Source organism: Rheinheimera nanhaiensis E407-8, from assembly GCF_000296695.1.
Classification (GTDB): Bacteria; Pseudomonadota; Gammaproteobacteria; order Enterobacterales; family Alteromonadaceae; genus Alishewanella; species Alishewanella nanhaiensis.
Genome location: NZ_BAFK01000020.1, coordinates 26023 through 39436, shown reverse-complemented (window position 1 = coordinate 39436; position 13414 = coordinate 26023). Strand labels below are relative to the sequence as shown.

Genomic DNA, 13414 nt, shown 5'->3' with positions numbered 1-13414 from the left:
GCAGGCAGTATGACAAAGACCAGACTTATCGTTATCGGTGTAATCAGTTATCTGTTGTTTACCCTATTACTCACGCCTGTCAGCTGGTGGCTAAAGCTGGTGCCCTTGCCGCCACAGCTGCAGTTAGGTGCCACCAGCGGTACCTTATGGCAGGGCGAGGTGAGTGCTGCACAGTATCAACAACTGCAGTTTGACCGTATCCGCTGGCAGTTACAGGGTTGGCAACTGCTACGTGGCAAGCTGGCCTTTAGCCTGCAAAGTGGCAGCCTGCAACAAGGCGGTGTGCCTTACTTAAGCGCCGTGGCCAGCTATGGCTTAGGCGGTGCTGCGCTGGATAACAGCCTGATCAGCCTGCCAGTGGCCAGCCTTGTGCCTCTGCTGCCATTGCCGTTGCCGGTCGATGCCAGCGGCGAGCTGGTCTTGGATATTACCCAGTACCACCAGGGCCAGCCCTGGTGTAGCCGCCTGACAGGTAGTGCCAGCTGGCAAAATGCCCGCCTGCAAACACCTACCGGCAGCTGGCTCGATTTACAACAGCTGTTCGGCACGCTCAGTTGCGACAGCGGCACTGTGGCGCTAACCACTGACGGCGCTAACGTATTGGGGCTGGATATTAAAGCGGTGATGAATGCCGAGCAGTTGCTGCTGAATGGCACGCTAAAACCAGAGCCAAGCCTGCCAGAAGAAGTACACCAGGCGATGCAATTTCTTGGCAAGCCGGATGCAGAAGGGCGTTACCGCTTAAGTTTTTGACGCAGGCTTAGCCGGCGCGATAGTTGCGGATATCATCCAGCAGTACGGTGTAATCGGTAATGGCGGGAAACTCGGTGATCTGCCGGCTTAACTGCTGGCTATCCGGGTTAGCTACCGCCAGCAAGTGTTTAATACCAAAATCCTGCGCCGCTTTTAATATGGGCAGGCTATCGTCGATAAACAGCGTGCGCTCGGGGTTAAAGTTCAGCCGCTGTTGCAGTTTCTGCCACAGTGCCCAGTTTTCCTTGGTAATACCAAATTCATGGGTCGAAATTAACGTATCAATATAACTGGCCAGTTCAGTGCGCTCTATTTTAAGCGACAGGCTGTCCGGGTGAGCGTTAGTCACCAGCGCAATCTGGCGGCCACTGTGTTTTAGCGCAGTGAGAAACTCCGGCACATCGGCGCGCATGGCAATTTTGTGCATCACTTCACGTTTTAGCTCGTTGATCGGCAGCTGCAGCCGTTTACCCCAGTAATCCAGACAATACCATTCCAGCTTGCCACTAAGCTCAGCATATTCGGCTTTTAACTGCTGTTCGGCCTGCTGTTGGCTGATACCGCTAATTTCGGCCCAGCGCTTGGGTAAATGCTGTAGCCAGAAAAAATTGTCGTAGTGCAGATCGAGCAGGGTGCCATCCATATCCAGCAGCACGGTATCAATTTGTGCCCAGTTCAGCATAGGTTTTTCCTGTTAATCGTTTTATAGTAACCGCTTGGATTGTACCAGAGGTGGCAGCATGACGCAGCGGCAGGATGATAAGCCCGGTAATAAACAGAAGCCCGACATTTTAGGCACCGAAATAGTGGCGCAAAGCCGTTTGTTTAAAATTGAGCAGTTAGAGCTGAAGTTTAGTAACGGCGAGCGGCGCACCTACGAGCGCATGCGCGGTAGCGGCCGTGGCGCCGTGATGATCATTGCCTGCCCCGACCCTGAAAATTTTTATCTGGTGCGGGAATACTGCGCCGGCACCCACGATTATCAGCTGGGCTTTCCCAAAGGCTTAATCGATCCGGGCGAAGATATTATTGCCGCCGCCAACCGGGAGCTGAAAGAAGAGATTGGCTTTGGCGCCCACCGCTTTGTGCAGCTGAAATCGCTGGCGCTCGCTCCGGGCTATTTTAATGCTACAATGCATATAGTTTTGGCCTTTGATTTATATGCAGAAAGCCTGATTGGTGATGAGCCCGAGCCGCTGGAACTGGTAAGCTGGCCACGTGCCGAGGCCGAGGCGTTGCTGCAACAGGTCGATTTTACTGAAGCCAGAAGTGTCGCTGCGCTGTTACTGGCGCAGCACTATTTGGAAGCGAATCCGGATGTTTTTAAGCAGACTGCTGGAACCTGTTAAAGCTGCGGCCAAAGAAGCCGGGGCAACGCTATGGCAGTTGTACCAAAGTGGTGATTTTCAGCAGCAACAAAAGGCCGATCAGAGCCCGGTGACCAGTGCCGATCTGGCGGCTAACCGTATTATTATCGAGCGTTTATCTGAGCTGACACCCGATATTCCTATTATTTCAGAAGAATCAAAACTGGCGCCGTTAATGCAGCGTCAACACTGGCCTCGCTACTGGTTGATTGACCCAATGGATGGCACCCAGGAGTTTGTTGCCAGAAGCGGTGACTTTGCCGTTAGCATCGCGTTGGTCGAGCGGGATTGGCCGGCATTAGGGGTAATTTACTGGCCCAAAGAAGACATCTTGTACTATGCCAGCCGCGGTAATGGCGCCTTTAAACAGCAACGTAACCTGATTAACCGTATCCGGGTAAACCAACACCACCAGGGCGACACGCTAAAAATTGCTGTTAGCCGCCGTCAGCCGCTGCAGCCTATTATCGATTTGCTCAACAGCGAACATGCGGTGGAATACATTGCCCTTGGCAGCTGCTCACTAAAAAGTTGTCTGGTGGCGGAAGGTAAGGCCGATTGCTACCTGCGGCTTGGGCCCACGGGCGAGTGGGACACCGGCGCTGTACATGTGATAGTAGAAGAAGCCGGCGGCAAAATTCTCGACAGTGAATTTACTCCGCTTAGCTATAACCAGCGCGATACGTTGGCCAATCCTGACTTTATGGTAATGGGCCAGGCCAGCACGCCCTGGCCGGATCTGATTAAAGCCCGTCGCACCGAGCGTGACCTTAGCCTGTAGCGCTGAAAGCTTTCAGCGGCTATTACCAAACCGTTTTCATAACTAGGCAATAAAACTGCATAGTCTGGCAAAACCAGCACTGACGCGGTTTTTAGCCAAATCAGCCGTTTTGCTAACTATCTTTTCTGCAGAAAAAACGCTATTATGCCGCCGGGTTTTTGCACAGAAAAACGTCGAATTGTGATAAAAGCACCAGAAAATTAAGTCCGCCAGAGACTGCACCCTTACCTACAGTACCCTTAGGAGTTACAACATGTCCGATCTGGATCTGCGCCAATACGGCATTACAGATGTCACGGAAATTATTTATAACCCTTCGTATGATCAACTGTTTGCGGAAGAAACCCGCGCTGATTTACAAGGTTATGAACAAGGCAAACTGACCAAACTGGGCGCGGTTTCAGTCGATACTGGTATTTTTACCGGCCGCTCGCCAAAAGATAAATACATCGTGCGCGATGACACTACCCGCGACACCGTTTGGTGGTCGGATCAGGGTAAAAATGACAACAAAGCCATTACGCCGGCAGTATGGGCTGACTTAAAAGCGTTAGTGACTAAGCAGTTGTCTGGTAAGCGCTTATTTGTGGTAGACACCTTTTGTGGTGCCAATGCCGATACCCGTCTGGCGGTGCGTTTTATTACTGAAGTGGCCTGGCAGGCACACTTCGTCAAAAACATGTTTATCCGGCCAACGGATGCTGAGCTGAAAACTTACCAGCCAGATTTCATCGTGATGAACGGTGCCAAGTGCACTAACCCGGATTGGCAGCGCCATGGCCTGAATTCTGAAAACTTTGTCGCCTTTAACCTGACCGAGCGTATTCAGCTGATTGGTGGTACCTGGTATGGTGGTGAAATGAAAAAAGGTATGTTCTCAATGATGAACTACTTTTTACCACTGAAGGGTATAGCGTCTATGCACTGCTCGGCCAACGTCGGCAAAGACGGCGATGTGGCAGTATTCTTTGGTTTGTCAGGCACCGGCAAAACTACGTTGTCGACCGATCCTAAGCGCCAGCTGATTGGTGATGACGAGCACGGCTGGGATGATGATGGCGTGTTCAACTTTGAAGGCGGCTGCTACGCCAAGACCATTAACCTGTCAAAAGAAAACGAGCCGGATATTTACAATGCAATTCGTCGCGATGCGCTGCTGGAAAACGTTACGGTGTTAGCAGACGGCGAGATCGACTTTAACGACGGTTCAAAAACCGAAAACACCCGCGTGTCGTACCCGATTTATCATATCGATAATATCGTTACACCCGTGTCTAAAGCCGGTCATGCGAAAAAGGTTATCTTTTTAACGGCCGATGCCTTCGGTGTGTTACCACCGGTATCTAAGCTGACTAAAGAGCAGGCCAAGTACCACTTCCTGTCGGGCTTTACCGCTAAACTGGCCGGCACCGAGCGCGGTATTACTGAGCCAACGCCAACCTTCTCCAGCTGTTTTGGTGCCGCGTTTTTAAGCTTGCACCCAACCAAATACGCCGAAGTGCTGGGTAAGCGGATGGAGGCCTCTGGTGCTGAAGCTTATCTGGTAAATACCGGCTGGAACGGCACAGGTAAGCGTATTTCTATTAAAGCGACCCGCGCTATTATTGATGCCATTTTAGATGGCAGCATTGAAAACGCCGAGTTTGTGCAACTGCCTTACTTTAACCTGGCGATGCCAACGGGCTTAGCTGGCGTAGAAGATAACGCCATTTTGGACCCGCGTAACACCTATGCCAACGCCGCCGATTGGGACGTAAAAGCGAAAGATTTAGCCAAGCGTTTTGTCGATAACTTTGTTAAGTTTACTGACAATGCCGAAGGTAAAGCCTTAGTGGCTGCCGGCCCACAGCTGTAAGCTGCAGCCTTGTCTGTTAAAAAGCCGCAAATGCGGCTTTTTTTATGCTGCTTTGTTGAGCAGGCGAAAGATAATTTAACCTGGTTACTGGCAACGCCGTCACAATCTGACTAAAGTTAACAACGGCTTGGTCGCTAAATATTGTTTAGTAAGACATTTCTGGCCATTTAGGCTAGGCTAGCCAAAAAAGATCATTTGCCGGTGGCAAAACAGGGGTGATGAATGTTACGCAGCATAAGTATTCAAAAACGATTATTGGCCGCTTTTGGCGCCCTGGCATTGTTATTAACCATAACAGGGGTATTTAGCTTACAAAGCATTTCTCAGGTACGCGAACAAGCCGACTTTGTTGAAACGTCCGTTGTACCGGGTTTGGCTGGTATTGGTTCGCTCGGCACGGTCATTAACCGCAACAGAGCCTTAACACTGCGCTTATTATTGTCGATTGATATTACTCAGGAAGGCGAGGCGTTTGACACGATAAAAGCGCTGCGGGAAGAGATTTTAAACCTGGAGAAGCCTTACGAAGCGTCCATTTTTGATGCTAAAGAGCGAGAGATTTTTGGCCAGTATAAGGTGTCACGGCAAAAATACTTTGACTTGCAGCAACAAGCGTTAGATTTGCTGTTAAAGGAAGAGCTGGGTGCCGCCCAGGATTTACTGGATCAGATTAACCCTGTGGCAGCTGAAATTACCCAGCAGCTGGAACAACTATCCAATATCAATCATAAAGCGGCAGAAGATGCGCGTAACACGGCTATTGACACTTATGACAACGCAAAAATGGCAGTTATTTTGCTGATTATCGTATCTGTGGCTATTGCTGTACTGGTGTCGGTGCTGATCTCCCGTAGTATCAGCCAGCCGCTAACCCAGGCCGTAGAATCTGCCCGTTTTATTGCCGATGGCGATTTAACCCAGCCGTTAACCGTAGATGGCAATGACGAGCTAACCGATTTAGCCCAGGCTTTGAAGCAAATGCAGCAAAAGCTGCGCGACGCCATCAGTCATATTGCCAGCTCTTCCAGTCAGCTGGCTTCAGCCGCTGAAGAGTTAAATGTGGTTACGGATGAGTCTGCTAAAGCGCTGCAACTGCAAAACGATGAAGTGCAGCAGGCCGCCACGGCAATTACTGAGATGAGCTCAGCGGTGGATGAAGTGGCCGGCACAGCCCTTAAAACCTCAGAAGCTTCGTCGCAGTCGGCTAATCTGGCCAAAGACGGTACACAAAAAGTGGTGCAAACCAGCAGCGTGATTGAAAAAATGAACGCCGATGTGCGCCAGAGCACCCAGGTCATTAATACCCTGGCCGACAAAGTGTCATCGATTAACCAGGTGTTGGAAGTGATCCGCAGCGTAGCCGACCAAACCAACCTGTTGGCACTGAACGCCGCTATTGAAGCGGCGCGTGCCGGTGAAGCCGGCCGCGGCTTCGCCGTGGTGGCCGACGAAGTTCGCAGCCTGGCGTATCGCACCCAAACCTCGACCGGTGAAATTGAACAGATGATCCAGCAGGTACAGGCGTCAGCGAAAGAAGCGGTCAATGCGATGCAGCTGATCAGCGGCAATGCCGACAATGCGCAAAGTGTTGCCAAGCTGGCGGCTGATGCGCTGGAGCTGATTTCAGAGAACATTATGGCCATCAGCGATCAAAACCACGTCATTGCTGGCGCAGCAGAAGAGCAGTCGAAAGTGGCGCGCGAGATTGACCGTAATATTGTCACCATCAGTGACTTAGCCGCGCAAACCGCTGCCGGCTCTAACCAGACCACAGCCAGCGCCGGTGAGCTAACCCGCCTGGCGGTACAGCTAAACGAGCTGGTAAGTAAGTTTAAAGTGTAACCACAGCACGGCTATTACCACGGTCTAATGAAAAACCAGAACTTTGCTTCTGGTTTTTTTTGGCTTAATAACATAGGTAGCAAAAATATCAATATAACGAATTTATTTGTTTACTTATGAATTCATTTGAATACAATTAGCTCTAAATGCACACAGACTAGTGGCGAGGAGCGCAACATGAGCACGAAAACGGTGCCTTTCAGCGCCAGGATAAGTGTTGAAGATGCAGAGTTTATTAGTAGCCTGGAATATGATGGCGCTCATACACCATCAGATAAATTACGTGCATTACTGGCCGAAACCAGGCGTCGGCATCAGGGCTTTGCCGATTATGGCCAGAACTTGGCGCAGATGCAGGAATGGTTGGGGCAAATAAAACGCCAACTACTAGTGCGTCAACAGCAGTTAAGTCAGCATAGTGAATTGCTGGTGCGCGTATTGGATGCGCTACCTGATTTATTGGCAACGTTGCAAACCATGGCTTCCAGTTGTGGCAGCCTAAACAGCCGTGAGCTACAACAGACCGAGCAGCAAGTCATGATAAAACTATGCCGTTTAAATGAATTGTTAATGCCTTTGGCATTAACCGCCAGTGCGGATACCGAGCTGGTACAAGGTATGTTTGGTTTAGCAACCCTAATCCATGAACACAAATTGGCAATACAAGGAGCACCGCAATGAGTGAAAGTATAACCCGCCGTGTCGCGCGCTTAGTCAGTGGCAGCGTTAATGCGATAGTAGATGCAGTAGAAAACAGTGCGCCGGAAACGGTAATGGAGCAAGCCATCCGTGAGCTGGATGTTGCCATTGCTGATACCCGTAGCGAACTGGGTCAGCAGGTGGCACAAAAGCACCTGGCCAGTAAAAAACTAATGGAAGAAAACAGCCGCTACGAGGCACTGGCCAGTCAGCTAGAGGTAGCGGTAGCTAATGGCCGCGATGATTTAGCCGAAGCCGGTATTGCAGAGCAAATGGATATTGAAGCGCGTATTCCCGTACTTGAGGCAGCTATTGCTGATGGTGCGGCACGGGAGAAAGAGTTGGAAGGTTTTGTGCAGGCGCTACAAGCGAAAAAGCGCGAAATGCAGGCTGAACTGCGGGCCTTTGTGCAAGCACAGCAAGCGAGTTCGCAAGCCGCTTCAACTGCTGCCCAGCGTGTTGATACTGCTGCAGATAAAGCTGGCCGTGCCAGCGACGCTTTTGGCCGGGTGCTGGAGAAAGCCTCTGGCATTGCCGGGCGCGATACTAACCTTAGTAATGCAGGCAAACTGGCTGAGCTGGAAGATTTGGCCCGCAAGAATCGCGTTGCCGAACGTTTGGCCGCACTTAAAGCAGGCAAAAACTAGTGTTTAGTCTGATGCTGGCCAGTGAAAACATGGCCTTCAGTATCGCACTGGTGCTGATGCTGATGATAGCTGTACTGGAAGGGGTAGCGGCTTTATTTGGTACTGGTGTATCGTCAGCGCTGGACAGTTTGTTGCCGGAGTCAGAACTTAGCCCGCATGCAGAAGTAGGCCAGATTGACAGCGATACAGCCTTAAGCCGTTTTCTCGGCTGGTTGCGCATAGGCGAAGTACCACTGCTGATGCTGCTGGTCATTTTTCTACTGTGTTTTGGCTTACTTGGCTTGCTGTTGCAGGGTGTTTTACACAGTGTTTTGGGGGTGTTGGCGCCGGGTTGGCTGGCGGTGCCAATAGTGCTGTTACTCAGCTTGCCGTTTGTACGGTTCGGTGGCGGTGTGCTGCAAGCCATTATGCCGCGTGATGAAACCAGTGCTGTTACCGAAGACAGCTTGATTGGCCGTATTGCGGTAATTACATTGGGTACAGCGCGGGTAGGTTATCCGGCCGAGGCTAAGGTGCGTGATCAACACGGCTACAGTCATTATGTGCAGTTGGAACCGGATGATGCTGCTGCAGAGTTTATCCAAGGCAATGAAGTGCTGTTGTTGTCGCGTCAGGGCGCGGTATACAAAGCGATGTTGAATCCTAACCCGCATTTGTCAGAGCAGCGCTAATTGCCTGCCACAATGGAAGGTTTTTTAAAAAAGGAGCAGTTAATGTTGGCATTAAATTTAATTGATATTTTGATCATCGCCGGTGCGGTATTGGTCGGTTTGTTGGTACTGGGCATGATCTTGGCGCGGCTATACAAAAGAGCGACCAAGGAAGTGTCCTTTGTTCGTACTGGTTTTCGTGGTGAAAAGGTGATTATGAATGGTGGTGCGTTGGTGCTGCCGGTATTGCATGAAATTATCCCGGTAAATATGAATACGCTGCGTCTGGAAGTGCGTCGCGCTAATGAGCAAGCGTTAATCACACGGGACCGTATGCGCGCCGATGTTACCGCCGAATTTTATGTGCGGGTAAAACCAACCGCTGATGCGATTGCTAACGCGGCGCAAACATTGGGTTTGAAAACCATGAATCCGCAGGAGCTGAAAGAGCTGGTAGAGGGCAAGTTTGTTGATGCACTGCGATCGGTGGCCGCTGAAATGGCGATGGAAGAGCTACATGAGAAGCGAGTTGATTTTGTGCAAAAAGTACAGCATGTGGTGTCGGAAGATTTACTGAAAAACGGACTGGAGTTAGAGTCGGTATCTTTAACCGGTTTAGATCAAACCGCGTTTGAGCATTTTAATCCGCAAAATGCGTTTGACGCCGAAGGTTTAACCAAGTTAACGCAAGCGATTGAATCACGTCGTAAAATACGTAACGATATTGAACAGGAAACCGATCTGGCCATCAAAACCAAGAACCTTGAAGCTGAACGCGCCAAGCTGCAAATCTCCCGTGAAGAAGAGTACGCCCGTTTAGAGCAAGAACGTGAAGTGTCTATCCGCCGAGCCTCACAAATGGCAGAAATCGCTCGCGAGCAGGCGGAGAAGAAACGTGAAGCCGAAGAGGCACAAATTGCCTCACAGCGTGAAATTGATTTAAAACGCATTATGTCTGAGCGCGATATTGATAACGAAACCATCCAAAAAGACCGTGCTGTGCGCGAGATGGAGATTGCTAAACAAAGGGCCGTTGAGCAAGCAGAAATCGAGCGGCAAAAGGCGGTCGAATTAGCTTCTCAGGAGAAGTCCATTGCGGTAGCCGAGAAATCCCGCGCTGAGTCTGAAGCTAAAGCCGAGGCAGATAAAGCCCGAGCTCTAGCAGTAAAACAGGAAGAAGGCGTTATTACTGTGCGGCAAACCGAACAAGCTGAACGGACCAAACAAGTTGAGTTGATCATGGCACGCCAGCAAGCTGAGCGCGAAGCCATCCAGTTGATGGTAACGGCAGAGGCAGAGAAAAAGGCCGCCGAAGATCAGGCTGAAGCACTGCGTTTGGCAGCACAAGGTCAGGCCGATAAAGAGCGTTTAACAGCGAAAGGTCAGGCTGACGCTGAATTGCTTTTGGCCGATGCGAAGGCTCGCAGCTACGCGGTAGAAGCAGAAGGTAAGCAGGCGATTAATACTGCAGCTAACACCTTGTCAGCCGAGCAAATTGCCATGCAAGTACGGTTGGCACTGATTGAGCACTTGCCAAATATTATTGCCCAGAGTGTAAAACCTATGGAACAGATCAGCGACATTAAGATTCTGCAGGTAAATGGTATGGGCACCCAGGGTGGCGGTGCTGAAGGCGTATCCAATGAGGGCGGCAATGGCTCGCTGGCCGATCAGGTAGTAAACAGTGCACTACGCTATCGTGCTCAAGCGCCCATTCTGGATTCTTTGCTGTCAGAAATTGGCTTAAAAGCCGGCGACATTAACGGTATGACCGAAGCGCTAAAAACGCCATTAAAGCAGTAAACTGCTAATTGTAAAACAGGCCGCAATTGCGGCCTGTTTTTTGTGTAGTGACTTAGTCTTCAGACATATTCTTTAGCTTATGTTCCCAGCGGCGTTTCGCAAAACGGCGCATGTTGGGAATGTCATCAGTTTCATCCATAATCGGCTGGCCAATGATGGTTTCTATGACGTCTTCCATGGTAACCAGCCCCAGCCAACTGCCGTATTCGTCGTACACTAAGCACATATGCTGGCGCTCGTGCATCAGCTGAGTCATCAGCTGTTCTGCGCTCATCTTGTCGGAAATGACTTTTACCGGCTTCATAATATCGGCCACGGTTTGCTGATCGGTAATGTCGAGCATGTCATAACGAAAGGCGATACCCAACGGCGCTTCGTCTTTATCCAGTACCGGGTAGCGGGAAAACTGCCCCACTTTTACCCGCTCGGCAAAGGCATCCAGGCTTTCATCCGGGCTGGCAGTTTCGCAGACGGTGCGCGGCGTCATAATGTCGCGCACTTTAATATCATGCAGATCGAGAATATTCGCAATAACGCGCTGCTCGTCTTCATCCAGCTTGTTTAGCTCGCGGCCTAATACGGTTAGGGCTTTAATTTCCTGACGTAAATCATGCTCGTGATGGCCGCCACCAAATAACTTCATTATTTGGTCGGATAACCAGATAAACGGCTTTAGTAGCGTAATCATGCTGTTTAGTAAAAACGGCAGCACGGGGGCCAGCTGTGGCCAGTAACGCGCACCTATGGTTTTCGGCATAATTTCCGACAACACCAGAATAAGCACTGTCATCACCGCTGAGGCAATACCCAGATAACCATCACCAAACACTACTGTCACCTGAGCGCCGACACCGGTTGCACCCACGGTATGCGCCACTGTGTTTAATGTAAGAATGGCCGCCAGCGGCTGATCAATCTTGTCTTTTAGCACTTTAAGCTGTTCGTACAGCTTGGGCCGGGACAGTTTTTGCTGGGCAATATAACTTGGGGTAATCGACAGCAGGGCTGCTTCGAGGATAGAACAGATAAAGGATACCGCAATTGACAAAACCGCAAATGCAATTAAAAGGCTCATACAGGTTGGTTACAACACTCCGTTTTACTTAGACGGCAGCAGTATACTAACAGTGTAGGGGGAATGCGAGCCGGTTTGCTGCCGGCCCGCATAAGATATTATTGCTCGGTTACCTGATATACGGTAACAGTACCGCTAACTTCGTTGCCAATTAGCAGTAACGGATTGCCATTCGGGCTGTCACTGGCAGCGACAAACTTAATACTCTCCGGGCCTAAATCGCCTGCTAAAGGCACTTCAGTACAATCCATACCTTCGGCTGTATCACAAGGCTCCGCTAAGTCGTCATCTAACTCAAAGCTAACGTCAAAATTGCGGTTGATGTAGTGGCTGACAAAGCTGGCGTGAAACGGATTAGTCACGTCGTAAATAAACAAATCGCCGCTACGCTCCTGCGCAATAAAGGCATAGGTGCGGCCTTCAATAGTGCCCACTTCGATGGCTTCCGGCTCGCCGCCTTTATCGTCTGAGCGGTTATCACCCTTGTTCTCGGTATGGGCGCTGTTAAAGTTATTGCCTAAAATAGCGGCGGAAATACGGCCAAAATCATCGCCTGAGTCATATACCTGGTTCAGGTTTTGATCCCAAATAGAGAACGAGCGTGCTCCATAAGCGTACAGCTTGTCGACTATGCCGTCATTATCGGGGTCGACCAGGGCTGCGGTTACTTTTAGCCGGCCCAAGCCATCATCACCACCGGTGGCGTCATACAGCGCCTGTAATTCAGTGTTAAAGGTTTTGTTCAGCTTGTCAGGGTCGATAATATCGGCAGCGCGGATATCTTCTGAGTAAGCGTTCCAATCGCGTGAGTCGCCCTCGTTGGCTGAGACAATAAAGGTTGCGCCATTCCATTGATAAGAGGCAATCGAATCGGGCTGGTACAGGCCATACACGTTTGGCAGTTTGCGAAAAGAGGCTACTTTATCTTCGTTGGTGTAATCAATCAGGTATTGACCCCAGTCTTTTAACCCGAGCGCTTTTACTTCTATGCTCATTGCGTCCAGGTCAATAATGCCAATGGCATTGGCTTCCTGTAGCGACACCCAGGCTTTTTTGCTGTCTGCTGCCACGGTGATGTACTCTGGCTCTAGATCCTGCGCCACTGTGGTACCTGCCGGGCCGGCAAATTTTACCCCGGCGGCTTGCAGTAAGGCTCGGCGTTTCGCATCGGTATCGTAATCACTGGCTGAGAGCAAATCAGAGCTAAAGACCATATCTGATGTAAGGTTAATGGTTTGGGCAACATCAGCCGGCACACCAGCAGTTAAGCTGATTACTGAGATGCTGCCTTCCGGGTCGGCGTTGTAATCGGTATCCGGCTCGCCTTCATTGGCCACCAGCACTTTAGTGCCGTCCGGTGTAAAGGTCAGCATATCGGGCAGGGCGCCTACCGCCACGGCTTTAATAAAGCTGCCGGTGCCAGTGGCACTGAGGTTATAAAACAACACGGCGCCGTTATCGGTTTTCAGCGGTGCGGCCACGGCAATCGCCAGCATGTCGCCATAAATGGCAATTGAATTGGCTTCGCCCAAGGTTACTGTGACATCATTATCTTGTGCATCTTTAACGCTCACACTATCAGCAAAAGTGAAAGGTACTGAGCTTAGGCTATCATCGGTAATACCATTTCCCACTGCTGCGATGGGCAGGTTAGCCAGCGCAATCACTTCAATACGGTTTTCGGCGGCGTTAATGGCAAAAGCAGAGTTGGACGCTTTGTGAAATTGCACAATCTCGGCTGCTGACTTACCGTAAATACCGGTAGTAAAACGGCCGACCACCTCAATGTTAAGCTCGCGTGGCAAGTCTTTACCCGGCTGGCCGGCTTGGCCCGATTCACCGGCCGGGCCAGTGGCGCCCGCTGCACCATCATCGCCGTCCAATGAACAGCCAGATAAAATTGACACTAGGCTAAGTGCCAGCAAAGAACGTTTTAACATGC

The 13414-nt window shown here is 50.5% G+C and carries 12 protein-coding genes; 9 read left to right on the top strand and 3 right to left on the bottom strand.

The window, feature by feature from the left end:
- Nucleotides 1–9 precede the first annotated feature (9 nt).
- Nucleotides 10–753 carry a type II secretion system protein N gene (locus RNAN_RS14715; RefSeq protein ID WP_008223208.1) on the top strand — a complete coding sequence of 248 codons (744 nt, stop codon included), beginning with the start codon at nucleotides 10–12 and terminating at the stop codon, nucleotides 751–753.
- 7 nt (nucleotides 754–760) lie between these two features.
- Here RNAN_RS14715 and yrfG read toward each other — a convergent pair whose 3' ends face one another.
- Nucleotides 761–1435, bottom strand: a complete 675-nt coding sequence (gene yrfG / locus RNAN_RS14710; protein WP_008223207.1) for a GMP/IMP nucleotidase — start codon at nucleotides 1433–1435, stop codon at nucleotides 761–763.
- A 58-nt stretch (nucleotides 1436–1493) separates the two neighbouring features.
- Between yrfG and nudE the strand changes: the two genes are divergently transcribed.
- From nudE to RNAN_RS14670, 8 genes are all read left to right on the top strand, one after another.
- Nucleotides 1494–2102, top strand: coding sequence for an ADP compounds hydrolase NudE (gene nudE / locus RNAN_RS14705; RefSeq protein WP_008223206.1), 609 nt, complete (start codon nucleotides 1494–1496; stop codon nucleotides 2100–2102).
- Nucleotides 2071–2901: a 3'(2'),5'-bisphosphate nucleotidase CysQ gene (gene cysQ, locus RNAN_RS14700; RefSeq protein ID WP_008223205.1), complete on the top strand. Its 831-nt coding sequence runs from the start codon at nucleotides 2071–2073 to the stop codon at nucleotides 2899–2901. Before nudE ends, cysQ begins: the two co-directional genes overlap by 32 nt.
- 253 nt (nucleotides 2902–3154) lie before the next feature.
- Nucleotides 3155–4756 (top strand): phosphoenolpyruvate carboxykinase (ATP), encoded by a 1602-nt coding sequence (pckA, locus tag RNAN_RS14695; RefSeq protein ID WP_008223203.1) that lies wholly within the window; start codon nucleotides 3155–3157, stop codon nucleotides 4754–4756.
- A 222-nt stretch (nucleotides 4757–4978) separates the two neighbouring features.
- Nucleotides 4979–6598 (top strand): methyl-accepting chemotaxis protein, encoded by a 1620-nt coding sequence (locus RNAN_RS14690; protein ID WP_008223202.1) that lies wholly within the window; start codon nucleotides 4979–4981, stop codon nucleotides 6596–6598.
- A 177-nt stretch (nucleotides 6599–6775) separates the two neighbouring features.
- Nucleotides 6776–7279: a hypothetical protein gene (locus RNAN_RS14685; protein WP_008223201.1), complete on the top strand. Its 504-nt coding sequence runs from the start codon at nucleotides 6776–6778 to the stop codon at nucleotides 7277–7279.
- Nucleotides 7276–7944: a PspA/IM30 family protein gene (locus RNAN_RS14680; protein ID WP_008223200.1), complete on the top strand. Its 669-nt coding sequence runs from the start codon at nucleotides 7276–7278 to the stop codon at nucleotides 7942–7944. Before RNAN_RS14685 ends, RNAN_RS14680 begins: the two co-directional genes overlap by 4 nt.
- Complete coding sequence (locus RNAN_RS14675; RefSeq protein WP_008223199.1) at nucleotides 7944–8615, top strand: YqiJ family protein; 672 nt, start codon at nucleotides 7944–7946, stop codon at nucleotides 8613–8615. The genes RNAN_RS14680 and RNAN_RS14675 overlap by 1 nt, the downstream gene beginning before the upstream one ends.
- Before the next feature lie 42 nt (nucleotides 8616–8657).
- Nucleotides 8658–10397: a flotillin family protein gene (locus RNAN_RS14670; protein ID WP_008223198.1), complete on the top strand. Its 1740-nt coding sequence runs from the start codon at nucleotides 8658–8660 to the stop codon at nucleotides 10395–10397.
- A gap of 52 nt (nucleotides 10398–10449) precedes the next feature.
- On the opposite strand, the gene RNAN_RS14665 is transcribed toward RNAN_RS14670, so the two are convergent.
- Together RNAN_RS14665 and RNAN_RS14660 are read right to left on the bottom strand one after the other, a co-directional pair.
- Nucleotides 10450–11472, bottom strand: coding sequence for a CNNM domain-containing protein (locus RNAN_RS14665; RefSeq protein WP_008223197.1), 1023 nt, complete (start codon nucleotides 11470–11472; stop codon nucleotides 10450–10452).
- Between the two features lie 98 nt (nucleotides 11473–11570).
- Complete coding sequence (locus RNAN_RS14660; protein WP_008223195.1) at nucleotides 11571–13412, bottom strand: choice-of-anchor I family protein; 1842 nt, start codon at nucleotides 13410–13412, stop codon at nucleotides 11571–11573.
- Between the last annotated feature and the right edge of the window lie 2 nt (nucleotides 13413–13414).

What these genes read in the sequence shown, in the direction of transcription:
- pckA (WP_008223203.1), top strand. Translation starts at nt 3,155, where the DNA reads ATGTCCGATCTGGATCTGCGCCAATACGGCATTACAGATGTCACGGAA.
- cysQ (WP_008223205.1), top strand. Translation starts at nt 2,071, where the DNA reads ATGTTTTTAAGCAGACTGCTGGAACCTGTTAAAGCTGCGGCCAAAGAA.
- RNAN_RS14670 (WP_008223198.1), top strand. Translation starts at nt 8,658, where the DNA reads ATGTTGGCATTAAATTTAATTGATATTTTGATCATCGCCGGTGCGGTA.
- RNAN_RS14690 (WP_008223202.1), top strand. Translation starts at nt 4,979, where the DNA reads ATGTTACGCAGCATAAGTATTCAAAAACGATTATTGGCCGCTTTTGGC.
- nudE (WP_008223206.1), top strand. Translation starts at nt 1,494, where the DNA reads ATGACGCAGCGGCAGGATGATAAGCCCGGTAATAAACAGAAGCCCGAC.
- RNAN_RS14715 (WP_008223208.1), top strand. Translation starts at nt 10, where the DNA reads ATGACAAAGACCAGACTTATCGTTATCGGTGTAATCAGTTATCTGTTG.
- RNAN_RS14660 (WP_008223195.1), bottom strand. Translation starts at nt 13,412, where the DNA reads ATGTTAAAACGTTCTTTGCTGGCACTTAGCCTAGTGTCAATTTTATCT.
- yrfG (WP_008223207.1), bottom strand. Translation starts at nt 1,435, where the DNA reads ATGCTGAACTGGGCACAAATTGATACCGTGCTGCTGGATATGGATGGC.
- RNAN_RS14665 (WP_008223197.1), bottom strand. Translation starts at nt 11,472, where the DNA reads ATGAGCCTTTTAATTGCATTTGCGGTTTTGTCAATTGCGGTATCCTTT.
- RNAN_RS14680 (WP_008223200.1), top strand. Translation starts at nt 7,276, where the DNA reads ATGAGTGAAAGTATAACCCGCCGTGTCGCGCGCTTAGTCAGTGGCAGC.
- RNAN_RS14685 (WP_008223201.1), top strand. Translation starts at nt 6,776, where the DNA reads ATGAGCACGAAAACGGTGCCTTTCAGCGCCAGGATAAGTGTTGAAGAT.